The following is a 21,945-nucleotide window of genomic DNA, read 5'->3' on the forward strand; positions in this document are numbered from 1 at the left end:
GATGTGCCGGTGACATCCGATCTCCGTGACCGACTGATCGCCGCGTTCCGGTGGACCGACCCCGGCCCCGACAGTGAGGTACTGGTCAGTGACCGCTCGGGTTGGTGGCGAGATCCCCACATTCTGGACGGTCTCGGCTTGGCGCTGGGCAGCCTGTTCGCCCACGAAAGTCCGACCGTGGTCGTCTCGCCCGAGGTGACCGGATTCCTGGTGGGCCCGCTGGTCGCCCGGGCGCTGGGCATCGGCTTCGTCGAGGCCTACCGCGAGGGCGCCCGCCGGCCCATCGCCGAGCCGATGACCTGGGCCGACGTGCCCGCCGACCACCGCGGCGACCCACAACGCCTGGGCGTGCGGTCACGCCTGATCGGCCCCGAGGACCGGGTGCTGGTCGTCGACGACTGGGCCACCACCGGCTCCCAGTCCCGCGCCCTCTACCAGCTGGTGTCCGAGCTGGGCGCCATCCCCGTGGGCACCGCCGTGATCATCGACGAATGCCCGCGCAACGTGAGCATCCGGGGCCTGCTCACCGGCGACGACCTGAACTCCTAGGTGGACCTTCCCTTGTCGACACCGGCCGCGAGCAGGCATTCTGTTGCTCGTGGGTGTCGACGAGAAGCGGGAGCAGCGGCTCCGTGACCTGGCCTTGCTCCGCCGGGTCCGCGACCGCATAGACCGCGAGTACGCCCAGCCGCTGGACGTGGACGCCCTGGCCCGGGGCGTGCACATGTCGTCCGGCCACCTGTCCCGCGAGTTCCGTTCCGCCTTCGGCGAGTCCCCCTACAGCTACCTGATGACCCGACGCATAGAGCGGGCGATGGCCCTGCTCCGCCGGGGCGACCTGTCCGTCACCGATGTCTGCTTCACCGTCGGTTGCCAGTCCTTGGGCACCTTCAGCACCCGCTTCTCCGAGTTGGTCGGCATGTCCCCCAGCGCCTACCGCAAACTGGCCACCACCCAGACCGAGGGCATCCCCGCCTGCGTGGCCAAGCAGGTCACCAGACCGATCAGGATTCGAGAAGCACCCGCTCCCGGCCAGCCCTAACGTGGTTCGCATGAGCCTGATCATCGCGAACACCCTGCTGCCGGCCACCGACCCCGACGAGTCCCTGACCTTCTGGCGCGACGCCTTGGGCTGGGAAATCCGCAACGACGTCGGGTACGGCGGCATGCGCTGGATCACCCTGGGTTCCCCCGACCAGCCCCACACCTCGATCGTCCTGTATCCCCCCAAGGCCGACCCGGGCGTAACCGAGTCCGAGCAACAGACCATCGCCGAGCTGATGGCCAAGGGCAGCTACGCCACGGTGGTCCTGGCCAGCAACGACGTGGACAAGACCTTCGACCAGATCCAGTCCACCGGCGCCGAGGTCGTCCAGGAGCCAACCGACCAGCCCTACGGCATCCGGGACTGCGCCTTCCGAGACCCCAGCGGCACCATGGTCCGCATCAACCAACTCCCCACCACCTGACCCGCACCAACCTTCGGTCTGGGGACTTCCTGTCGTTCGTCGAGGCGTAGTGGTGGCTGACCGAGCGGTTCCGTCCGTCAGAGGTTGCTTGACAGGCAGTTGAGCCTTCAGCCACCGAGAGGTCCCCAGGCCATGACCCAGTCTCCGCCCTACGCCCCGGTATCGCCCATCGCCCCACGCTCGGCCAGGAGTCCGCTCTGGGCGCTCGGCCTCGGCATCGCCGCTCTCCTGCTCTCCTGGGTGCCGGTTCTCGGGCTGCTCCTCGGTCTGGTGGCCGTCATCATCGGCGCCGTCGCCCTGGCCAAGGCGGTGCGCAGGACCCAGTCCGCCGTCGGCCTCGGGCTTGGCGGAGTGGCCTTGATCATCGGCATCATCGTGCTGGCGGCGTTGGGCTCGATCGCCTCGAACGGCGTGAACGCCGCGGCGACGGTGTCAGCCACGAGCCCCGCCGCGGACCTGGCCGGCGAGCCCAGCATCGCCGCCACCACAGAGCCGACGACGAAACCCACCGTGACGCCCACCAAGAAGGCGGCTCCCACGGTCAACAAGCCCACCACCATGGCCCCCGCCGCCGAGCCGGTGTCGTTGGAGCAGCAGAACGCCATCAGGTCGGCCCAGAGCTACCTTCAGTTCGGCGCGTTCTCGCGAAAGGGCCTCATCCGGCAGCTGTCCTCAGACGCCGGCGATGGCTACACCCACTCGCAAGCCGTGTATGGCGTCACCAAGGCGGGTCTCTGACCCCACCTCCAGGAGGATGCGGGTCGGCTCTGGGACGGGTCGTCACCTGCGGCCTGGGCGGCACCATCCCGGGCATTGACTTCAGCCTGGCCGCTTCAATTGAGCGGTTGTTTGCCCTGATATGTGGCTGCGGCGAGCTTCCGATCTTTGAGTCGGTGCTGTCGGGTCGTTCCGCCGACAAGAATCTGTGCAAAGTGTTGCCGCATATCGGCCGCAGGGATTATTTTTTCAGCCGAAATTCCAGACTTGCGCTGCGCATCTCTTTACTTCGACCAAATCGATGAATGACGAGATTCTTCCGACTTCCAGAAGCAAGGGGGTGCTATGGTCAGGCCGCCTCGTCGACTGAATATCACAAGATTTATTGCAGCAGCGAGTGCCCCCGGTTTCCCTTCTCCTGAGCTGATCAAATGCGCCTTCTCGCTGCCGCAAATTAGGGCAGCGTCGACCTGCCGAACGAGCTACGTCGTTCGCCCACTCGTCGCGGCCGCTACATGCTCGACGCTCGTACGACGGCACAGGCCGCCGAATGTCCAAGCACCCGTGCCTGACCTTGGTAAGAGCAAACCACCCTGCCGTCGCTCGGCCTCGCTTCCGAGCTTCGCCGTTGCTGCTCCCGTGGGATCAACTAGAAGAAGGCTGATGCGTCATGCAGACCAAATCGATCATGGTGGAAACCGCAATTCCCCTAGCCGAAGTGGCAGCGATGCTCAACACGGCGCTGAACGGCCACAAGGCCATTGTCGAACCATTGACGGTCAGCAACAACCCACTTGATCAGTTCGACGCTCAGCCCGCCGTGGCCTTGCTGGCCTCTCATAAGGGCGCGATGGGCGCGTGGGGTGTGCGGGTTTATCTGATGGATCACGACGAACGTCGCGAGGTCCACTTGGAGGCGCTCGGCGACGGTGGGTTCTCACGCGCCTTCCACGGCATCAAGAACACGTTCTCCATGTCCAGGAGCTTCGCAAAGGCCGAAGCGCTGGCCGCCGTCATCGCTAATTCCGACGCAACCGCAGTTGTTCGGTAGCACCGTCGCCGCTTGCTCGGGATGGGCCCCCAAGAGCCAAGGAGATGGCAGGTTCTTTCCTCAGCCCACAGAACGCCGTAATGGCGCGGACCGCTCCTGACGCTCCCCAGAGCGCCCACCGCACCGTGGGGGTCTGGGGGGTCGCCCCCCCAGGCTGGCATGCGAAAAGCCCCCGTCCGCGCACTCTGCGGACAGGGGCAACCCAGCTTTGAGCGGGTGACGGGAATCGAACCCGCACTGTCAGCTTGGGAACCGTACAAGATCCGGTGATCATGCCCGCTGACCTCGTCCCGAACACGCCTCAGATGGCCTTGAGTGACCTCAGGTGTTACCCCGTAATGGCCTGGGAATGGCCCGGTCTTTGGCGATCTTGAAGCAGTCGCCTGAAGGTCACCACTGTCCTTGATCGGACACCTTCGCGCACCGCGTTTCTGTCATACCCCTCTCCTAGAGTCAGCATCGGTCAGAACTACCGCAGGGCCTGACGAGAGGGCTACCCAAGTGCTTGATCCAGAAACGACCGCCGTGATCACCGGAGCGGCCGGCAATGTCGTCGCCTACCTACTAAACGGTCAAGTAGATGCCGCCCGAGCCTGGGTCGGGCGCATCTTCCGTGGACGTGGCAAGCAGGAAGCCGAGCCGTCCGCACTTCAGGCCATCGAGGAGGACGCCAAGGCATTGGCGCAGCAACTGACGACCGAGGCGGACGTGAAAGCGCGTTGGGTGGCGTTCATGGCGGCTTACCTGGCTGAGAATCCCAACGCAAGAGCCGAGATTACAGCGATGGCCGAGTCTCGCCCTGATCGAGCAGACACGATGTTCGTAGCCAAGCAGGAGAACCAAGGTCCTGGAACGTTCGTCGGTCGAGACAACTTCGGCGCTATCACGCCTCCTGGGGTGCGATAGAGGTGGTTACGCCGCAACATAACGAACGTCCCCAAGTTTCCCAAACCAATTCGGGGCCAGGCACTTTTGTTGGTCGGGACAACTACGCGCCAATCAATTTGATCGACGACGCAACGAGAGCAGTGCTGTCGAAACTGTCAAAGGAGGCTCCACCGCTCGCTGAACTGCTCAAAAGGGCGATCAACGATGGCCTGGTTTCACCCGACGTTGTATATTCACTCGAATTTGCCGCGCGCAGTATCAATGAGGATGTTGCCCACGCCCTGTATACGGCTGGGCAGAACATTAACGAGGACGTTGCCAATACTCTAGCTTATGCTGGTCGGAGCTTCGAAGGTGCGCTCGAAAATGTTGACCGCTTCGAGAAATCTGTAAGCAGTGCGGGGGACACAGCTAATCGACTTGAGGACCTATCGAGATCCCTGGATAGCCTGATCTCGTCATATGAGAGAGATGCGTTTATTGGACGCCTCGAAAACGTTGTCGAAAGTATTGACCTACACGCCGATAGGATGCAGGGCGTAGTTCAGCTTCCACCGGCCCAAGTTGTGGTGGCGTGGAAACCAACCTTGTACGCATTCTTGATTGGTCTGATTGTAGGTATGACCTTCATCGCTTACGTGCTCGCAACCAAGGCTCCCGCGTAGTCCGATCAAGTAGCGACGTTCATCCACCACCCAGAGGCATTGAACTGAAGCAGCGTGCCCCTGGCTGTCCTCCGTACGTGCGTAGCACTGGGAGTACCTGCCCCGGAATAGTGACCCATAGCGAGCCACGAAAGTTCGAAGGCGGTATGAGCGGTAAAGAGGAACTTTCGTCAAATTCTGGTGCGTCGACCGGCGGCACCGTCACGCTACGTGTGCTTCTGACTCGGGCACTGCGGGCCCAGGGATTCGGCGAAGTTTGCAAAGATGAGCCGAAGACTTCCGGTCGGCTGGCCAACGTCCTTAGCCAGAATCTCCTTCTATCGATACTTTCGGGACTTGTTCTATTTTCTTCCGTCCGGCTGGGATGGGATTTCTGGACCACCGCGGCCGCGATCTTCGCATCATTGGTTCTATTGGTTCTCGCGGTGATGGCGAAGGGGTGCACAAATCTACTCGGATATCTTGCCTACATGGCCACATGGATTGCCATTGGCCTATACTTGCTTATTGATCGCGACTATGACACTCTTTTCATCACTCATTTTCTCCCGTTTCTTGTGATTGCCGGGATTAGGTGGGCGGCGCGGGCAATTAGGTTTACGGTTCATGTTCCCTTTTTCATACCCATTACGTTATTGCTAGTACTCTTGCCTCTGATCTCCGAGGATCCATGGCGCATGGCAGTGGCATCGGGGTGGCGCATTGTCCTGCTCGCGGCTCTAACGCTGATCCCGCTCTCGATCTATTTGCTGGTTCGCCTTCGACGACTCGACGTCGCGACGGTACTCCTGAACGTGGTCGAAACACTGAATGCACGAGACCTACCGGTGCATGACGCCTGGAAACGTCTTGCGAAGAATCTCAACAAGCCAGCGGAGAACATTGATTCCGACGCTGCAATTGCGCGACTGGCGGACGCATTCGATGCTGATTCGGATGTAACAACCGATCGGCTCACTCGTGCCGTCGCGGTAATGGCAAAGCGCTTCCGTAGAATAGCGTCAGCGCGGGTGATCTCAATTCTGGCCGGCGTGTGGATCGCCGTCACGGCATTGCTCTACTTACTTGCACTCGTGATTATGCCCCAATCGCTGGCTACCGATTGGTCCAAATCGGGGATCGGCAGAATCAATGGCGATTTCTTCGTTTGGGAGATTAGCTTCGTGACTGGTCCATATCTACACGTTGCATTTCTGCTGGGGACCATCGCCGCTGTTGGGTTCGCTGGCTTTGTGCTCACGGAGGAGAAGTATTTTGAAGGGTTCACAAAGGGGGCGATCGGGCAGCCAGCGGAGCAGTATTTGATACTCGTATTGCCGTATCTCGCTCTAGTTGACGAGGAATCCAAAAACGCAAACGAATCGGAGGAAGGTCCTCCGTCCGCGAATGGCGCCCTAGGTTGAGTCGTCGTTGCAGGGACAGCCCTCCGATGCGCCCATTAGGCCGAGCCGTGAGAGGTCACTCCGGGCCACTCGGGACCTCTCCAATCTGCGACCGGGCGACTAGCTGGGATCTTTTACGGTTTCTGAGCTGTTCAGTGCGGTTTGATTCCCGTCACCCGCTCCATGTGCAGAAGCCTTGGTCAGGACCGATGTCCCGCCAAGGCTTCTGCGGTTAGTTCAAGCTAGAGCTGCGACGGCCATTGTTCGGCACGGCGGCCGGCTTCTGGCCCTTGAGCTTCGCATTGCGCTTGTTCGGCCCGCTTAGGGCCACCCTGACCGCCGCCGCGTATATCGCGGCCGCAATGGCCGTGGCGAGCCTCCTAGTTCATGTGCTGGTCGATCAGCGAGGCACCGGAGTCACTGGAGTAACGGATATGCCCGCGCCCTCCAACGTGGGGCATATCTGCGAGGTATCAGTATCTACCCCTAGCGGACGACTCAGTGCCTAGCCCAGGAACTGCCGCCTCAAGGATAAGGCTGTCCAAGGCATTTTGCAGGATCTCGGATTCGGCGATCGTGAGCCTAACAACGCAAGCTGACTCGTTGAGACTGGAAGTAACCTCGATCATTGATTCTTCCGCAGCGCCTTCCGAAGGCGTTGCTAGGGTGACGCTGACGGTTCCTCTGCTGCTTGCGGCGTCCGGCCGGCTGGTGATCTCGCCTACGGTCACATGAATACTCACAGTTGCTCCTTACTAAAAATTCTCAGTCGGTATGCGTGTAGGAACCTCACCGGAGCCAGGCGAAGAAGCGGTCGTCTATCTCAGGAGAGGTTGCACCATCAGCCGCGAAGTCGTCGAAGGCGGACCATCGAAGCAGTGCCAGGTACAGCAGCAAGGAAGACCTGTTTCCCTGGTATTCGAGAGATAGTTCGTTTTGGGCTTTAGCGCACGGCCATGGCCGACCGCAGTTGCCGCATTCCCAAGTCGGGCGCTTCGGTAGGTGACCTTCCACGGCTTACCTCTCCGGCTTCGGTGGTCGGTTTCGGGTCTGGCTCGTACAGGCTTGTCCATGCTCGTACAAGTAGGTGGATATTAGTACCCGGTCGATGGCGGTCGTTTACGTTGAGAGCGTGATCGAGCCGGATGGGCCTGTGCCGCCCTATCTCCAACTCGTCGAGATTCTCGTCGAGCGGATCGAACGCGGCAATTGGCAGCCAAATCGGCCGATTCCCAGCGAGGTGCAACTCGTCCAAGAGTTCGGTCTCGCCCGGGGTACCGTTCGCCGTGCGGTCGCGGTGCTCCGTGAACGAGGGTTGGTATTCACCGTGCCGCAGCGCGGCACCTTCGTTTCGCCCTTGTCAGCCGATTCGGCCGAGTGACTCTTCGTCGGGCTCTTCGCACCTCCTGATGAGTTCTTCTGCGATCGACCCCATGCTGGTGATCAGGGCGTCTGGCTCGGCTTTACTGAACCGGTCGACCTTTTCAGGACGGTTGGCGAATGCCAGTACCTGTGTGCCGGCCGCCCTGGCCCCTTCGATGTCCGACATGGAGTCCCCGACCAGGACGCATCGACTCGGCGACACCTCCAGGGCCCGAACAGCATGCAGGATCGGCTCAGGGTTTGGCTTCATGCGTGCAGGCTCAGCGAACGCGCGTCCGATGACATGGGCTACGTGGCCTTCAAGTCTGTGCAGCGTGAGGTACGCGGTCACTGCGCCGGCTGAGTTGTTGCTGACGACAGCCACCGGTAAGCCCGCTTGCCGGGCCGCCACGATGGTCTCCCGCCCGTACGGCGTAGGCGCGGCTGTGCCTACGGCACGCCGTTCGGCCGTGCAGAGTGCTTCTTCAACCGCGCGGGTCACGTCGTAGTTGCCGGTCGAGCCGGTCCATCGGAGCACCTCAAGAGGGTCTGCTTCACCAGCCAAGCCCGGTGGCAGATCGACATCGTGGTGACGCAACAGTTCAACCAGCTCGGCTGCCACGTCGTGCGCTGGATACCCAGCGAAAATGCTGCACACCGGGCCGTCGAAGTCGAGAAGGATCGCGTCGACCTCAACGAGCAGCCCTGCGAGGTCGCCGCTCATCCTTCGTACCGGTACGCGATCGTCGACCACACCGAGTCGAACCACTGGCGGGACGCGTCAACGAATTGGTTGCCGTGCGAGGTGTCGTCGTCCGTGATCGCGTAGTGGAAGAGCGGGACGTCTTTCCCCATCAGGTCGTAGATGGCCATGGGCTCACCCTTGATGGATACGGTGCGCTCGACGACCGGGTAGAAGCCGTAGAAGACCTCTTCGCCGTTGAGAAGGTAGAGCTTGAACAGCGGCGACGCCCGGTGCATCCGCACTTCCGCGGTGGCGGAGCGGACCAGGCCGAGATCGCCCAGCTCGGCTACCTGGTCGATGATGCCGTCTGCGGCGCGGCGGGTGATCCGCTCGGCACGCTCCCGGACCGCCGGATCGTCCGACTGAGTTTCGGCGCGTGCAGGCAACGCCATCGGTGCGGTCATGTCGGAGATCAGTACGCGGACAGCGATGGTCTCTGGGGCGAGCCGGCCGGCGCGGACCTTGTCGAGAGCTTCGGCAAGTGCGTCCCGCAGCGTCTCACCGGAGAATCCCGCAAAGTCAATGGAGACGTGTGTGCGCTCGAAAGCGGCTTCGATGTGCGGGCGTAGCTCGACGGCTCGTTGTGTCTGCGCGCGGACGAACGCGCCGCTGCCCTGCCGGGTGACGATCAGTCGTTCGGACCGCAGCAATTCAAGAGCGCGCTTCACGGTTTCCCGCGCGACGCCGTAGCGGGTCGCTAGATCAGGCTGCGACGGAAGCCTGTCTCCCGGCTGTAGGCGACGGGTGAGGATCGCCGCGCGGAGTTTGTTGGCGATTTGCTGGGATGCCTGTTTCGGGTCGTCGGGATCAAGTTGGCCCAGGTAGTCGAGGTTCTCAGCCACGCGACCACCATACATCTGACTAGCCAAGCCAGGGAAGTTCCAATTTCGGGGGTTGACCTGACTAGCCAAGTCGCCCTACCTTGATCTCGGACGGCCTGGCTAGCCAGGTTGTTCAGCCGGTCGGTAGGACGGGAACGGCGGCACTTGTTGCCGTACGCCATGACACCGCCGTGTCCGGTCGCTCTTTGAGAACTCAATACGTGAGCAGCGGGATTGTCCGGGTGTTCGGCCGTGACTTTTGTACGGCCGCCAGACCTGTCCGCCTATGGACTCAACGCGATGTGCCGGGCGAGCGCATCACGCCGTATCCCGCTGCTCACGGGCTGTGTCGCTTGGCGCGGCCCTGCTCGCCTTCCCCTTGTCTCTGCTGATCGCACGGCCGCCGGCCGTGCGATCAGCCCTTCCCGGAGGACATCCCGTGAGCAAGCTTCACCGCATCCCTGACGGTCCGACTGCGGCTGAGCTGGACGCGATCGAGGTCGAGTGGCCGCTGATCGCCGCCGAGCTGGACGTGTTGGACGCCGAGATCACCATCATCAACGCCGCCGACCACGGCGGACCGACTGCCCTGGACTGGCGACGTCTGCGCCGGGCCGAAGCCCTTGTCACTCGCACGGCCGCCGAGTTGGCCACGCGTACGACCGTCCGGAAGGCGGTCGCCTGATGAACAACGACCTCCACCGTCTCAAGCGGCTCGGTTGGGCCGTCCGCGCGGTGTTCGCCCTTGGCATCGCGGCGTCGCTGGCCGGCAACGTGCTGCACGCGGACGACAATCCGATCAGTCAGGCGATTTCGGCGTGGTCGCCGCTGTCGCTGCTGCTGGCTGTAGAGCTGATTTCCCGGATCCCGGCTCGCCGAGGTGCGACGTCGTTCGCCCGGCTTGCTGCGACGGCGGTCATTGCCGGTATCGCCGCGTGGGTCTCGTACTGGCATATGGCTGGTGTCGCGGCCCACTACGGCGAGAGCGGAGCGTCACCGTACCTGCTGCCGTTCAGTGTGGACGGTTTGATCGTGGTGGCCTCGGTCAGCCTCGTTGAGATCGGCGGCCGGATCCGCGCACTGACCGAATCTGCCGCTGTCACGGTCGCCGCTCCGGTCGCCAATCCGGTGCCGGTTCCTGTACCTCGGCCGGTTGCTGCTCCGGTGGCTACTAAGCCGCCCGTCAGGCGGGTCAAACCACGTCCCGCGTCGGCCGGCAAAGTCGCCAAGGCCGCCACCAAGATGCCGGGCGCGAGCGTGGCGGAAATCGCTGCCAAGGCCGGAGTCAGCGAGAGCACCGCACGCCGCTACCTGCCCGCTGCTGCCGCCAGCGTGGCGTCACCATCCACCCCGGTTCCTGCGGAAACGCCCTCCCTTGCCGCCGCCTGATCACACGGAAGGAGCGACCAAACATGACTGCCCAACGCACTTATCCGCTCACACCGGCCGACGTCGATGAGCGATTCACGTTCTGGCTGCTCATCGACGTTGCCGAACTGTTGGAGAAGCACGGCTATACGCGGCCAGTCGCTTATCTCGACCTGATCGAGCTGCGACAGGCGCTGTTCGGCTTTCTCTACTCCGCCGACCACGAACGGTCCCGATAACGCCGCCCGGCGGCACAGCTCATGGCCTCGCAAACCCGTGCTGTGCCGCCGGTTCCTCACCCCGTCAACCCGCAAGGCGAATCCACGGGAGAGAACCTGATGGTCCCGCAGAATCCCACCCCTGACGAGAACTTCGACTGGAAGGCAGCAGAAAGCGACGTCGCCGACGTCGTCGACCTGGACGCCGCCCGTACCCGCCGAAATCCCGCCCCTGGCACGCACTTCGACGTCACCCTCGACGAGTCGCCAACGCCCGGCGGCATGCCGGTCGATCCGCCGGCCGCCGCGTCAGGCCGGGTACCGATTGTGCCAGTCGGCTGGTCGACCTGGCCGAACATCAAACACAGCATCCGGCAGACGTGCGCGGTCACCACCTATCGCATCGGCTTTCACGCGCTGCGGACTCCGAAGTACGCCATCCTTGCCACGTTCTGGGCGGTGGTCGGTATCTTCCGACTGGCTGGTCAGCAGATCACCTGGTGGTGGGTGACCGAGCAATACCGGCTTCGGCAGGCAGCCGCTGACGCCAACGATCCGGCGATGTGGCTCAAGCTTCACCGGGAGGTCAAGGGCACCCGGCTGTGGCGATTCCTGGTCCTCTCCGCCGAGGTGTTGGTCATCGCGATCGGCGGTCCTGTCTTGTGGGTCACCGCGCCATGGTGGGTGCTCGCTGTCGCCCTGGTCCCCGCGGTCGCTGGCCTCGCGCACATCGGGCGGCCGACGGATCGGCCGATCATCACTCCCGCAACCGTGGCGGGTCGGTTCCGGCGGGTCAACCCGGACATCATCCTGCGGGCGTACTACGCCGCCGGCCTCGGCCACCCCGAGAAGCCACATCAGCAGATCGGATTCGGCTCGACGATGGCTCGTGACGCCTCGGGGACCGGATCTCAGGTGTCGATCGATCTGCCGTACGGCAAGACGTTCGACGACGCGGTCAAGGCGCGCGGCGCAATCGCCTCAGGTCTGGACGTCGCGGTCTCCCAGGTGTTCATCACCCGCGACCCCAGCTCACACCGGCGACACACCCTGTGGGTCGCCGACCGCGACCCGCTCTCGCAGAGCGCCGGCCGAACCCCGCTGCTGCGCGGCAAGGCAACCGACATCTGGCAGCCTGCCCCCTTCGGCCTGGACGAACGCGGCAACAAGGTCGAGCTACCGCTGATGTGGACCTCCAACCTGATCGGCGCTCAGCCCCGGCAGGGAAAGACGTTCTCCGCGCGGCTGCTGGCTCTGTACGCGGCGCTCGACCCGTACGTGAAACTGACCGTCCTCGACGGTGGCGGTAAGCCGGACTGGCGAAAGTTCGCCATGGTCGCCGATAAGTGCGCGTTCGGCCTCGCCATGACCCGCGACGGCGACCCCGCCGAGCTGATGGTGGAGGCGCTGCGGGAGATCAAGGCCGACGTGCAGGACCGGTACGAGCGGCTGTCGAAGCTGCCTGTCGATGTTTGCCCGGAAGGCAAGCTGACCCGTGAGATCTCCCGAAATCTGAAGTACCGGATGCCGGTACGGATGATCGTGCTGGACGAATTCCAGGAATACTTCGACCTCGGCGAGATCAGCAAGGAGATCGCCTCACTGCTGGTCTACCTGGTCAAGGTCGCCCCGGCGGCCGGCGTCATCTTCGTCGACGCCACCCAGCGACCCAGCGGGATCGGGAACGGGCAGGTCGCGCAGCAATTCATCAGCTTCCGCGACAACCACCAGGTCCGCCTTTCCCTGCGTACCGGGTCGTGGCAGGTCTCCGACCTCGTCCTTGGCTCCGGGGCGTACTCCGAAGGCTTCGACAGCTCAACCTTGCTGCCCAGCTACAAGGGCGTCGGCATCCTGCGCGGCGCGTCGGATGCCACACCGACCGTGCGGACCTACTTCGCCGATGGCGACGACGCCGAGAAGATCCTGATCGAGGCGCGGAAGCTGCGGGAGGCCGCGGGCACCTTGTCCGGGATGGCGGCCGGGGAGGACGTCGCCCGGATCGCCCGGGACGTGCTCGCCGACGTCCGCTCGGTGTTCGAGCAGACCGAGCGGGGCCTCCAGTGGGAGGACATCGCCGCGCGGCTGACGGATCGGATGCACGAGTTCTACGCCGACATCACGGCCGAGTCGATCTCGGCGCAGATCCGATCCTTCGGTGTACGCAGCGTAGACGTCAAGCGGAACGGCAAGGCGCTCAAGGGAGCCAAGGCCGACGACATCGACGCCGCGATCAGCCGCCGCAAAGCCGCCTGACGGTCGCGTCCCGCCCGCGACCGGTCGCGTCAACGCGACTCGACCCCGCGACCGGCCTGGTCAGGCCATACACCGACCGGTCGCGGGTCGCCCCAACCCCAGCTCAAGCCCCGAACCGCTCCCTGGAGGCTTTGCGTGCCCACCCTCGCCGCGACCGCAACCCCCGAAACCACCCTGCTCGGCCTACTCATCGCCGCTTTCATGATTGCCACTCTCTGTTACGGCCTCGGCTGCTGGATCTGGCCCTTCGGCGCCTGCCGACGCTGCAAGGGAACCGGCAAACGTCGGTCGCCGTTCGGTCGCGCGTTCGGCCTTTGCCGACGCTGCCATGGCGACGGCCGTCGCCTGCGCATCGGCCGGCGGATCATCAACGGCCTGCGGGAGCTGCACGACAAGGGCACCCGCTGATGGCCCGGACCATGGCCCGCATCGTCCGGGCCGAGACGCCGCACACCGGCTGGTGCACCCGCGACCACCGATGCGGCGTCGACGAACACCGCTCCGCCGACTTCACGGCCGACGACATCGGCGGCCGGGCGTGGCTGACCCGCGTACGCGCCGGAAACCAGGAGTACATCGAGATCCGCGCCCGCATTCCCTTGCACAGCAACGAAAAAGCCTCCCGCTGGCAGCTTGCCACCGCGCTCAACCTCATGCGGGACCTGCTCGCTGAGGTGGCACCTCGGCTGGGCCGGCTTTCCAACCGAGACCAGCGCGCGGTCGGCCGCCGAGCCGCGTAAATCCCGCCACCTCTACTCACTCGAAAGGAGCTAACCCGTGGTCTCAGCCGGATACGACCTGGCGGCCGAGCAAGCCGTCATCGGTGCCGCCCTGCTCGCTCCCAAACTGATGGCCGACCTCGCCGCGACGCTGGCTCCCAGCGACTTCGGCCGCCCGGCTCACAGCGTGCTGTGGGAGGCCATGTGCGGCATGCACGCGGCCAGCACACCCACCGACCCCATCACCGTGACTGCCCACCTGGCCGAATCCGGCGACCTCGGCAAGGTGGGTGGAGCACCGTACCTGCACACGCTCACGGCCGAGACACCGTCAGCCGCCAACGCGGCCCACTACGCGGGCATCGTCGCCGACCTGGCGCAACGGCGGAAGGTCGCCGACCTCGGAGCCCAACTCGCCCAGCTCGCCGCGTCCGGCGCCAACGCGGCCGAGGTGGTCGCGACCGGCCGGGCGTTGCTCGACGACGCCGAGGTACCGGGCGGATGGTCGCCAGTCATCCCACTCGGCAAGGGCCGGTTCCTGCCGTCGTTCCCGGCGGAGTTGCTGCCTGGCTGGCTCGCCGAGCAGGTGTTCGCGGTCGCGGAGTTCACGCAGACACCGCTCGACCTGGCGGGAAGCCTGGCGCTGGCCTGCCTGTCGACGGCGGCCGGCGGCCGAGCCGAGGTGGAAGTACGCGGGTCCTGGCGGGAACCGACCAACCTCTACACGGTCGTCGTCTTGCCGCCCGGATCCCGCAAGAGCGCCGTCTTCGCCGCGATGGTCGGCCCGATCCTCGCGGCCGAGAAGTCACTGACCGAGCGGACCGCCCCGGCAATCATCGAGGCCGAGTTGTCTGCCAAGGTGGCGGGAAAGGCGGCCGAAAAAGCGGCGCTTGCCGCCGCCAACGCGGACAGCGCCGGGCGGGACACGCTGATCGCCGAGGCGACGGCCGCCGCGATGAACGCCGAGGCGATCGCCGTTCCGGTCAGACCACGCCTTGTCGCCGACGACGTGACCAGCGAAACGGCCGCCTCCCTGCTCGCCGAGCAGAACGGCCGGCTTGCCGTGCTCTCTCCGGAAGGCGGCATCTTCGCGACCATCGCGGGTCGCTACTCCGGAACACCGAATCTTGAGGTGTTCCTCAAGGGCCACGCAGGCGACCTCATGCGGGTCGACCGGCGCTCCCGCGAATCAGAGCACGTCGGCAAACCGGCCCTGACCATGGGCCTCGCCGTACAGCCGGAAATCCTGCGCGACATCGCGGGCATGCCCGGATTCCGGGGCCTCGGCCTGCTGGCCCGCATCCTGTTCGCGGTCCCGGAGAACACGGTCGGACGCCGGAAGATCGGTGCCGATCCGATTCCGACCTCGGTCGCCGCGGACTACCACGCCAGCCTTCACGCCCTGGTCCTCGCGCTCGCCGAGTGGACCGATCCGGCCGTACTGGTCCTGACCTCCGAAGCCAACGATCTGGTCCTGGAGATCGAGCGGCACGTAGAGCCCCGGCTCGCTCCCGGCGGTGCGTGGTCGCACATCGTCGACTGGGGGTCGAAATACACCGGGGCGGTGGTACGGATCGCTGGCCTGATCCACCTCGCCGAACATCTGCACAGCGGATGGGGCCAAAGCCTCGACGCTCACACCATCGAGCGGGCGGCCCTCATCGGCGAGTACTACGCGGCACACGCCCTGGGTGCGTTCGACGACATGGGGGCGGACGCCGCCACGCGCAAGGCTCAACACCTGCTCGCGTGGATCGAGCGAGCGGGCATGACCGCCTTCACGAAGCGGGAGGCATTCCGGGCCGTGCAATCGAGCCAGTTCAAGACGATGGCCGACCTCGATCCTGCCTTAGCCGTGCTGGAAACCCATGGCTACCTCCGGCAGCTCGACCCACCCGCACCAAAACGGGCCGGCGGACGCCCACCGTCACCGAGCTACCTCGTCAACCCAGAAGTGCATCGACCGGCCGCGACAGTGCACCCGCTCGCCGCGCGCAGAGCGTCGTAGGCGGCCTGACAGAACTGACAGAACTGACACAACCGCTTCCGATCGAGGTTCCGTCAGTTCTGTCAGTTCCGTCAGCCGTTGATCAACCGCACCCGTACGCCGGGCCTGAGCGCTCCCGGTGGGACCCCCTGAGACATCGTCGCGAACGCCCGGAAGGACACCGTTGGCTAGGCGGATCACCAACGCGAATGCACCCGTTCCGATGCTTCCCACTGAACTACTGACCATCGAAGAGGCCGCTGCCCGACTCAAGATGAGCGCGCGCTATCTCCGGCGCGCCGTAGCGGAGCGACGAATTGCTTTCCACCGACTCGGCCGTTCTATCCGGTTCGACCCGGTCGACCTTGCCGCCTTCGTTCAGGCGGGTCGAGTAGAGCCCATGACCGCAGAAACCGTTTGGCGCGGATTGAGGAGCGTTGCCTGATCATGGCCAATCAAGACGGACACCGCCGATTCGGCAACATCCGCAAGCGCGAGTCCGGTCGATACCAGGCTCGCTACCCCGGCCCGGACGGACGAATGCGCGCCGCCCCGCAGACATTCGCTCGCAAGGCCGAGGCCGAGAAGTACCTCTCACTGGTCGAAACCCAGATGGCTCGCGGTGAGTGGATCGACCCTGAGCGCGGCAAGATTCGGCTATCCGACTACGCCGAGCGGTGGATCACCGAGCGGCCCAATCTGCGGCCCCGCACCGTGCACCTGTACCGCTGGACGCTCGGCAGGCACATCACGCCGCAGCTCGGCGACATGCCGCTCAACCGGATTGACACTCCCATGGTGCGCGAGTGGCGGGCGCGGCTGCTGGCCGAGGGCGTATCAGTAACCATGGCTGCCAAGGCGTACCGCCTGCTACGCGCGGTTCTGATGACCGCCGTCAAGGAGGACGAACTAATCAGGATCAACCCCTGCCGCGTAGTCGGCGCCGATCAGGAGAAGCCGGCGGAACGGCCAGTGCTTACTGTCCCGCAGATCTTCGCCTTGGCCGAACACATGCCGGAGCGCTTCCGAGCGCTGATCCTGGTCACGACGTTCGGGTGCCTGCGTTGGGGTGAGGCGGTCGCCTTGCAGCGCAGCGACATCGACCTGTCGGCCGGCACAGTGCGGGTGCGACAGGCGTTCGTCGAGCACCGGGGAACAGGCCTGATCCTAAGCCCGCCGAAATCTCGGGCGGGCGTGCGAACGGTCGCGCTACCCAAAGCGGCCCTGCCCGCGCTGACGGAACACCTAAGGGGCCACGTCGGCCAAGCGGCCGAGGCGTTTGTTTTTACGGGCGAAAGCGGTCGGACCCTGTGGCGCGGCAACTTCAACAAACTGGTCAAGTGGAAGGAGGCGGTCGCCGCGGTGAACGCACCCGGCCTGCACTTCCACGAACTGCGGCACACCGGAAACACGCTTGCGTCCAGGGCTCCAGGCGCGAGCCTGCGGGACATCATGGCGCGGATGGGCCACGACAGCCCGCGCGCCGCACTGATCTACCAACACGCCAGTCGAGAGGCCGACCAGACGATCGCCGACGCCATCGACCAGGCCGTAGAGGCAGCTCGGCGCAAGCCAAGCAGGCGCCATCCGAAGCCACCAACTCGGAGCCTAGGTACCGGGAAACGGCAACCGCGAAGGCACTCATAGCCAGCCCCTAGCGCGTGCAACCTGGTAGGCGACAAGACCCACCACAGGAACCGGCGCGCGATGAATCAGAAGCAGCAGGGAGTACCGGAAAGTGGTTCCCCAACCAGATTTCGCTGCGGTGAGGAGCGCATCAGGGGTGCCGTGAATTGACGCACGGGCTCTGGTGGTGCGTCGACGCTTTGGCGCCGGCGCACCACCGACCGGCTCTACATCCTGGGATGCCACCTAAACCTCCGGAGGGCGCAAATAACCGCCCCACCGGATGAGTGGGCTTTGGCGAGCATCCTTTTACGGATGAGCCTTTCGGCTGAACGTCACCCCGTCCTCGCGCCGGGGACTGCGACAACCACTCGCAGCACTAAAAGGGTAGCAGAGATATATCCAGCTCTAGCACCTCTCGCCGCAGCGCCTCGTCTATCAGGTCCCACCACGTCTTGCGCTTGATTTGCGGTGTCCGGCGACAGGAGGGACACCTAAAAATGTACGAATCTCGCCCCGTCATGCTTCGTGGGGTCGCCTGCTCCCCCATCGGTGGGGCGAACCACTCCAAGGCCGAACTCATGCCGCCGGACCCGTCAGGCTCCCGCCTGGCGACAGTGAGTAACCGGCGCTTATGTTGGCCTCGGTCCGTGCAGACGACAGGCAAGTATCGCGTCGTACCCGGGTCGCCGTACGCCTCGCCCGCCGACCGCGCTTCGTCGGTTTCGGAGGATGAAGACCCAGACTCGCTCAACAGGCAGACTCCACAGACTCGGTGCCACGCCTTCAGCAGTGCGCAGCACGCTGCAAACTGTGGCCGGCGCACCCAAGGGACGCATGCCGGCTGTTCCACATCACTAATGGCCCGTTAATGGCCCATCCTTGCTTGGACACGGTCTTGCGACACGGAAGCCCTGGCGGGACATCAGTCCTGACCAGGGCTTCCGTGTATCGAGCGGGTGACGGGAATCGAACCCGCACTGTCAGCTTGGGAAGCTGATGTTCTGCCATTGAACTACACCCGCGTGGCACAGCCCCGTCACTGTACCCGATCAGGTTGCGACCAGCGAGAGCCCTAAGTGGCCGGCCGGGTCATGCCACTTCTGGGTGATCGGAGGCACCCGGGTGGCGAACGGCAGGGCGCCGGCCGTGCCGTGGCGGCGGAGCATGGCGGTGTCGACGGACAGCTCGAACAGCCGCCAATCGATCACCGGCGACGCGTGGAGGGCGCCGGCCAGGCGGTCGATGACGAGCGGGTCGTCGACCGGGGTGGCGACGCCGCTGATCATGGCTTCGTCGTCGTTCTCCTCGGGCGGGTAGGAGTGCAGCGCGTACCGACCGTCGCGCTGGAGGTCACGGCGTTTCGGCGAGTCGACGACGAAGCAGTAGAGCCCGTCGTCGGTGATCACCGGTGACACCGGGTGGACGCGGGGCGCCCCGTCGGGTCGCACGGTGGCGAGGTAGCCGAGGCCGGGACCGTACTGTTGCAGCAGCATGCGCACGCCGGCGGCCAGGGCGGGCGCGGCCGCGGCGAAGGTGGACCAGGTTGCCATCGCCCGATCATATCGAACACACGTACGAAAGAACCACCGCAGTATGGTGTTGCGATGCTGCTCTCCGACCGTGACCTGGTCTCTGAGATCAAGTCGGACAATCTCTCGCTCGAGCCGTTCGCGCCGGAGCTGATGCAGCCGTCCAGCATCGACGTGCGCCTGGACCGCTTCTTCCGGGTCTTCAACAACCACCTCTACACGCACATCGACCCGTCCGTGCAGCAGGACGACCTGACCGCGCTGGTCGAGGTCGGCGACGGCGAGCCGTTCGTGCTGCATCCGGGCGAGTTCGTGCTGGCGTCCACGCTCGAGGTCATCACGCTGGGCGACCAGCTGGCCGGCCGCCTGGAGGGCAAGAGCAGCCTGGGCCGCCTGGGCCTGCTCACGCACAGCACCGCCGGCTTCATCGACCCCGGCTTCTCCGGCCACGTCACGCTGGAGCTGTCCAACGTGGCCACCCTGCCGATCAAGCTGTGGCCCGGCATGAAGATCGGCCAGCTCTGCATCTTCCGCCTGTCGAGCCCCGCCGAGCATCCTTACGGCTCGGCCGTCTACGGCAGCCGCTATCAGGGCCAACGCGGCCCCACCCCCAGCCGCTCGGCGCAGAAGTTCCGCACCTGGCCGACCAGCTGAAAGATCAAGACCCTGATGTCGTGGCTCGGTGGGTGGTGCAGACCGTCGCTCCCGCCGAGGCCGGGCGCGCGGCTCCAAGGCCGTGACCGGCCAGAACAGAGCCGCGCCCCCTTCATTCTGCGTAAGTGGTCACCCTTCAAGATGAACCCAGACGCCTCTGGCAAGACCTCGACGCCTGACGTCTCCCCCTACGACAAATGCCGCTCGCCCGCATCCGTAGGACGCGGGCGAGCGGGTCTAGGTGTCGATGGGCGCTTCCGCCCGGTCATGGCCAGGGCCGCAACCGGCAAAGCCGGTGGCTAGGGTCAGCCGGCGATCGAGACCTGGAACGATGTGAGGTAGTCGTCGCCGGGCTGGGCGTCGGCGGCGTCGCCGGTCAGGTTGGTGGCGACGGTTGCGGTGCCCTTGGCGCCGGGCTCGGCGTCGGCCGGGGCCGACAGGATCCAGTTGATGGTGCGGGTTTCGCCCTCGGTGAGCAGGCCCTCGTGGACGCAGCCGGTGTTGGCGCCGCCGGGCGGGGCCGGCGGGAAGGTGCCGCCGAGGCCGCAGGTGCCGTCGGTGGCGTACGGGAAGCCGCTGAGACCGGCCGGCTCGGCCAGGGAGGAGCCCCAGCCTCCGTGCGGGGCGTCGTTGTGGTTGGTGACCGTGACCGGGACCGTGGCCGAGTAGGTGCCGTCGTCCTGGCGGGTCAGGGTGACCGCGTCGGGCGCGGCGATGGTCAGGCTCTGGGCCGCGGCGGGCGTGTAGGCGACCGGCTTGCTCACCGAGCCGGTCGACGAGCGGAACAGGGCCGTGAACTCGGTGGTCACGCCGGCGATGGAGACGCTGCCGGAGGTGGCCGACTGGCGGGCGAACGGCTTCGGCGCGGCCGGCGACTCGAAGGTGATCGTGACCCGGCGGGTGGCGCCCGGCGGGATCGCGCGGTCGAGGCCACAGCCGACCTCGTAGCGCCGGTCGGGCAGCGTGTTGATGCCGCAGACCCCGTTGCCGACGTCGCGGACCGTGCGGGCCAGCGGCTCGACCACGGTGATGCCGTCGTCGTACGGCTGGTCGGTGTTGTTGGTGATGGTCACCCGGAGCGCGCCGGCGTAGCCGTGGTCGGCGGGGCTGAGGATCAGGCGGTTGAGCGTGAAGGTCACGCCGGCGGCGGTCGGTGCGGCCTGGGCCGCGACCCCGCCGGTGAGCAGGAGGGAACTGGCGGCGAGCGCGATCGCGCCCGCGCGCATCAGGGTGCGCATGGGTTGGTGGTTCCTCTCATCGATTCCCCGTACGGCCGGAGCAAGCCGCCCCGGCCCATCGATTGCGATCACCATCCTAGCCCGAGGGCGCCGTCAAGGCGTTACCTGGTAACGGTTTCGGCCCGCGGCGGCGGCCAGCAGAACGACCGGCGGCACGCCGATGACGACCAGTCTGAGCACCATCGCGGGGAGGCTCGTCCAGCCGTCCGCCATATACACCAGACCCACGAACAGGGTGTCGAGACAGTACAGTCCCACGGCCATGGACACGCGCTCGTCCACCGCCAGCCACAGCAGCGCGCCCATGACCACCCCGACGTTCGCACCGCCCTGCAGGATGCCGCTGACCGCCGGGAACACCTCGGAGAAGAGCTGGTTGCCGAGAACCAGGACGACCGGGAGCAGCGGCAGATACCTCAGGACGCCGGATGCCCGGCCGGGCCGGAACCACCGCAACGGGATCAGCAGCAGGATCGCGAACGGGTAGCCCCACAGTCCCCAGAGCGCGATGTCGAAGACCGGCCAGAAGGCGGAGGCCACCAGCGTGAGCAGCGCCCCGAGAGCGGACAGCAGATAGCGGCCGCGAAGGGCACACGCCAGCGCGGCCAGCCCGAGGGCTGCCACGGCCAGGTTGCCGGCTGTCTCGGCCGACGACAGGAACGGTTGGACGACGTAGACGGCCCGGCTGACGACGCCGGCGGCCAGGAGCATCAGGGCGGCCGCGCGGACGGCGGTGAGCCAGTCCTGCCGCGGGGACACGTCGTCGTGCGCGGCATGCGCCCGGAGCGCGCCGAGGAGCAGGGCACGAACCTCGCGCAGGCGGAACGGGGATTGGAGCAGCGCGTCGAGCATCTCGGGGCCACGGGCGGCCCGGTGGGCGGCGGGGTAGAGGCGGATCAGCCGGGCGTACCGTCGCTCGATCTTGCTCATGCCGGCCGCACGCGGAACTCGGTGACCACGCGCGCCGCCGACGCCAGCTGCGACGCCTCAGCCTGCAGGGCCGCGCGGCCGGTCGGGGTGAGCGCGTAGTAGCGCCGCGCCCGCCCGTTGACGGTCTCCTCCTTGACCACCTGGAGGTACGCCTCGGTGGTGAGCCGGTCGAGCGCCGTGTAGAGCGTGCCGGTCGCCAGCCGCACCCGCCCTCGGGACAGCAGTTCGGCCTGCTTGATGATCGCGTAGCCATGCCGTGGCTCGTCCTGGAGCGCGGCGAGGATGAAGTACGTCGGTTCCCGCATGCCCCGACTATATAT

Annotated in this window: 25 protein-coding genes and 1 tRNA gene; 19 read left to right on the top strand and 7 right to left on the bottom strand. The window is 65.5% G+C overall.

Annotation, left to right across the window (positions count from 1 at the left end; genetic code table 11):
- Positions 1–9: 9 nt before the first annotated feature.
- From AB0M54_RS26880 to AB0M54_RS26920, 9 genes are all read left to right on the top strand, one after another.
- On the top strand, positions 10–549 hold the full coding sequence (locus AB0M54_RS26880; protein ID WP_364312037.1) for a phosphoribosyltransferase family protein: 540 nt from the start codon (positions 10–12) through the stop codon (positions 547–549).
- 49 nt (positions 550–598) lie between these two features.
- Entirely contained in the window at positions 599–1,042 is a 444-nt protein-coding gene (locus AB0M54_RS26885) for a helix-turn-helix transcriptional regulator (RefSeq protein WP_364312040.1), read from the top strand.
- Positions 1,043–1,052: 10 nt separating this feature from the next.
- Complete coding sequence (locus tag AB0M54_RS26890) at positions 1,053–1,469, top strand: VOC family protein (RefSeq protein WP_364312042.1); 417 nt, start codon at positions 1,053–1,055, stop codon at positions 1,467–1,469.
- Positions 1,470–1,709: 240 nt separating this feature from the next.
- Positions 1,710–2,207 (top strand): Ltp family lipoprotein, encoded by a 498-nt coding sequence (locus AB0M54_RS26895; protein ID WP_364474320.1) that lies wholly within the window; start codon positions 1,710–1,712, stop codon positions 2,205–2,207.
- Between the two features lie 649 nt (positions 2,208–2,856).
- Positions 2,857–3,237: a hypothetical protein gene (locus AB0M54_RS26900; RefSeq protein ID WP_364474322.1), complete on the top strand. Its 381-nt coding sequence runs from the start codon at positions 2,857–2,859 to the stop codon at positions 3,235–3,237.
- Between the two features lie 501 nt (positions 3,238–3,738).
- A complete protein-coding gene (locus AB0M54_RS26905; RefSeq protein WP_364474323.1) occupies positions 3,739–4,143 on the top strand; it encodes a hypothetical protein in 405 nt (134 codons plus the stop codon).
- 2 nt (positions 4,144–4,145) lie between these two features.
- On the top strand, positions 4,146–4,790 hold the full coding sequence (locus AB0M54_RS26910; protein ID WP_364474325.1) for a hypothetical protein: 645 nt from the start codon (positions 4,146–4,148) through the stop codon (positions 4,788–4,790).
- 146 nt (positions 4,791–4,936) lie between these two features.
- Positions 4,937–6,193 (top strand): hypothetical protein, encoded by a 1,257-nt coding sequence (locus AB0M54_RS26915; protein WP_364474327.1) that lies wholly within the window; start codon positions 4,937–4,939, stop codon positions 6,191–6,193.
- Positions 6,194–7,304: 1,111 nt separating this feature from the next.
- Positions 7,305–7,553 (top strand): GntR family transcriptional regulator, encoded by a 249-nt coding sequence (locus tag AB0M54_RS26920; protein WP_364474329.1) that lies wholly within the window; start codon positions 7,305–7,307, stop codon positions 7,551–7,553.
- Here the strand turns inward: AB0M54_RS26920 and AB0M54_RS26925 are convergent.
- Both AB0M54_RS26925 and AB0M54_RS26930 read right to left on the bottom strand, forming a co-directional pair.
- Positions 7,533–8,258, bottom strand: a complete 726-nt coding sequence (locus tag AB0M54_RS26925) for an HAD-IA family hydrolase (RefSeq protein ID WP_364474331.1) — start codon at positions 8,256–8,258, stop codon at positions 7,533–7,535. The genes AB0M54_RS26920 and AB0M54_RS26925 overlap by 21 nt on opposite strands.
- Positions 8,255–9,121 (bottom strand): GntR family transcriptional regulator, encoded by an 867-nt coding sequence (locus AB0M54_RS26930; protein WP_364474333.1) that lies wholly within the window; start codon positions 9,119–9,121, stop codon positions 8,255–8,257. Before AB0M54_RS26930 ends, AB0M54_RS26925 begins: the two co-directional genes overlap by 4 nt.
- A 418-nt stretch (positions 9,122–9,539) precedes the next feature.
- Between AB0M54_RS26930 and AB0M54_RS26935 the strand changes: the two genes are divergently transcribed.
- From AB0M54_RS26935 to AB0M54_RS26975, 9 genes are all read left to right on the top strand, one after another.
- Entirely contained in the window at positions 9,540–9,785 is a 246-nt protein-coding gene (locus tag AB0M54_RS26935; protein WP_364474335.1) for a DUF6284 family protein, read from the top strand.
- On the top strand, positions 9,785–10,489 hold the full coding sequence (locus AB0M54_RS26940) for a DUF2637 domain-containing protein (RefSeq protein ID WP_364474337.1): 705 nt from the start codon (positions 9,785–9,787) through the stop codon (positions 10,487–10,489). The genes AB0M54_RS26935 and AB0M54_RS26940 overlap by 1 nt, the downstream gene beginning before the upstream one ends.
- Positions 10,490–10,512: 23 nt before the next feature.
- On the top strand, positions 10,513–10,707 hold the full coding sequence (locus tag AB0M54_RS26945; RefSeq protein ID WP_364474339.1) for a hypothetical protein: 195 nt from the start codon (positions 10,513–10,515) through the stop codon (positions 10,705–10,707).
- A 99-nt stretch (positions 10,708–10,806) separates the two neighbouring features.
- Positions 10,807–12,939, top strand: coding sequence for a cell division protein FtsK (locus AB0M54_RS26950; protein WP_364474341.1), 2,133 nt, complete (start codon positions 10,807–10,809; stop codon positions 12,937–12,939).
- Positions 12,940–13,074: 135 nt separating this feature from the next.
- Positions 13,075–13,347 (top strand): hypothetical protein, encoded by a 273-nt coding sequence (locus AB0M54_RS26955; protein ID WP_364474343.1) that lies wholly within the window; start codon positions 13,075–13,077, stop codon positions 13,345–13,347.
- The gene (locus AB0M54_RS26960) at positions 13,347–13,679 is read left to right on the top strand and encodes a hypothetical protein (protein ID WP_364474345.1); all 333 of its coding nucleotides are present in this window, start codon (positions 13,347–13,349) and stop codon (positions 13,677–13,679) included. The genes AB0M54_RS26955 and AB0M54_RS26960 overlap by 1 nt, the downstream gene beginning before the upstream one ends.
- Before the next feature lie 37 nt (positions 13,680–13,716).
- Entirely contained in the window at positions 13,717–15,666 is a 1,950-nt protein-coding gene (locus AB0M54_RS26965; RefSeq protein WP_364474347.1) for a DUF3987 domain-containing protein, read from the top strand.
- Between the two features lie 163 nt (positions 15,667–15,829).
- On the top strand, positions 15,830–16,090 hold the full coding sequence (locus tag AB0M54_RS26970; protein ID WP_364474349.1) for a helix-turn-helix domain-containing protein: 261 nt from the start codon (positions 15,830–15,832) through the stop codon (positions 16,088–16,090).
- 2 nt (positions 16,091–16,092) lie between these two features.
- The gene (locus tag AB0M54_RS26975; RefSeq protein ID WP_364474351.1) at positions 16,093–17,292 is read left to right on the top strand and encodes a tyrosine-type recombinase/integrase; all 1,200 of its coding nucleotides are present in this window, start codon (positions 16,093–16,095) and stop codon (positions 17,290–17,292) included.
- Positions 17,293–18,225: 933 nt separating this feature from the next.
- Here AB0M54_RS26975 and AB0M54_RS26980 read toward each other — a convergent pair.
- Positions 18,226–18,296, bottom strand: a tRNA-Gly gene (locus AB0M54_RS26980).
- A gap of 27 nt (positions 18,297–18,323) precedes the next feature.
- Positions 18,324–18,824, bottom strand: coding sequence for a pyridoxamine 5'-phosphate oxidase family protein (locus AB0M54_RS26985; RefSeq protein ID WP_364312050.1), 501 nt, complete (start codon positions 18,822–18,824; stop codon positions 18,324–18,326).
- A gap of 54 nt (positions 18,825–18,878) precedes the next feature.
- Here AB0M54_RS26985 and dcd point away from each other — a divergent pair, with 54 nt between their 5' ends.
- Complete coding sequence (gene dcd / locus AB0M54_RS26990; protein ID WP_364312053.1) at positions 18,879–19,457, top strand: dCTP deaminase; 579 nt, start codon at positions 18,879–18,881, stop codon at positions 19,455–19,457.
- A gap of 305 nt (positions 19,458–19,762) precedes the next feature.
- Here dcd and AB0M54_RS26995 read toward each other — a convergent pair whose 3' ends face one another.
- The 3 genes from AB0M54_RS26995 to AB0M54_RS27005 all read right to left on the bottom strand — a co-directional run bounded on the left by AB0M54_RS26995 (position 19,763) and on the right by AB0M54_RS27005 (position 21,930).
- Complete coding sequence (locus AB0M54_RS26995; protein ID WP_364474353.1) at positions 19,763–20,695, bottom strand: hypothetical protein; 933 nt, start codon at positions 20,693–20,695, stop codon at positions 19,763–19,765.
- Positions 20,696–20,788: 93 nt separating this feature from the next.
- On the bottom strand, positions 20,789–21,625 hold the full coding sequence (locus tag AB0M54_RS27000; RefSeq protein ID WP_364474355.1) for a hypothetical protein: 837 nt from the start codon (positions 21,623–21,625) through the stop codon (positions 20,789–20,791).
- The gene (locus AB0M54_RS27005) at positions 21,622–21,930 is read right to left on the bottom strand and encodes a PadR family transcriptional regulator (RefSeq protein WP_364312061.1); all 309 of its coding nucleotides are present in this window, start codon (positions 21,928–21,930) and stop codon (positions 21,622–21,624) included. Before AB0M54_RS27005 ends, AB0M54_RS27000 begins: the two co-directional genes overlap by 4 nt.
- Between the last annotated feature and the right edge of the window lie 15 nt (positions 21,931–21,945).

Source organism: Actinoplanes sp. NPDC051470, from assembly GCF_040682035.1.
Taxonomy (GTDB): domain Bacteria; phylum Actinomycetota; class Actinomycetes; order Mycobacteriales; family Micromonosporaceae; genus Actinoplanes.

Coding starts and splice junctions, on each gene's coding strand:
- AB0M54_RS26945 (WP_364474339.1), top strand. CDS start 10,513: ATGACTGCCCAACGCACTTATCCGCTCACACCGGCCGACGTCGATGAG.
- AB0M54_RS26985 (WP_364312050.1), bottom strand. CDS start 18,824: ATGGCAACCTGGTCCACCTTCGCCGCGGCCGCGCCCGCCCTGGCCGCC.
- AB0M54_RS26925 (WP_364474331.1), bottom strand. CDS start 8,258: ATGAGCGGCGACCTCGCAGGGCTGCTCGTTGAGGTCGACGCGATCCTT.
- AB0M54_RS26900 (WP_364474322.1), top strand. CDS start 2,857: ATGCAGACCAAATCGATCATGGTGGAAACCGCAATTCCCCTAGCCGAA.
- AB0M54_RS26995 (WP_364474353.1), bottom strand. CDS start 20,695: ATGCGCACCCTGATGCGCGCGGGCGCGATCGCGCTCGCCGCCAGTTCC.
- AB0M54_RS26950 (WP_364474341.1), top strand. CDS start 10,807: ATGGTCCCGCAGAATCCCACCCCTGACGAGAACTTCGACTGGAAGGCA.
- AB0M54_RS26890 (WP_364312042.1), top strand. CDS start 1,053: ATGAGCCTGATCATCGCGAACACCCTGCTGCCGGCCACCGACCCCGAC.
- AB0M54_RS26960 (WP_364474345.1), top strand. CDS start 13,347: ATGGCCCGGACCATGGCCCGCATCGTCCGGGCCGAGACGCCGCACACC.
- AB0M54_RS27000 (WP_364474355.1), bottom strand. CDS start 21,625: ATGAGCAAGATCGAGCGACGGTACGCCCGGCTGATCCGCCTCTACCCC.
- AB0M54_RS26975 (WP_364474351.1), top strand. CDS start 16,093: ATGGCCAATCAAGACGGACACCGCCGATTCGGCAACATCCGCAAGCGC.
- AB0M54_RS26940 (WP_364474337.1), top strand. CDS start 9,785: ATGAACAACGACCTCCACCGTCTCAAGCGGCTCGGTTGGGCCGTCCGC.
- AB0M54_RS26915 (WP_364474327.1), top strand. CDS start 4,937: ATGAGCGGTAAAGAGGAACTTTCGTCAAATTCTGGTGCGTCGACCGGC.
- dcd (WP_364312053.1), top strand. CDS start 18,879: ATGCTGCTCTCCGACCGTGACCTGGTCTCTGAGATCAAGTCGGACAAT.
- AB0M54_RS27005 (WP_364312061.1), bottom strand. CDS start 21,930: ATGCGGGAACCGACGTACTTCATCCTCGCCGCGCTCCAGGACGAGCCA.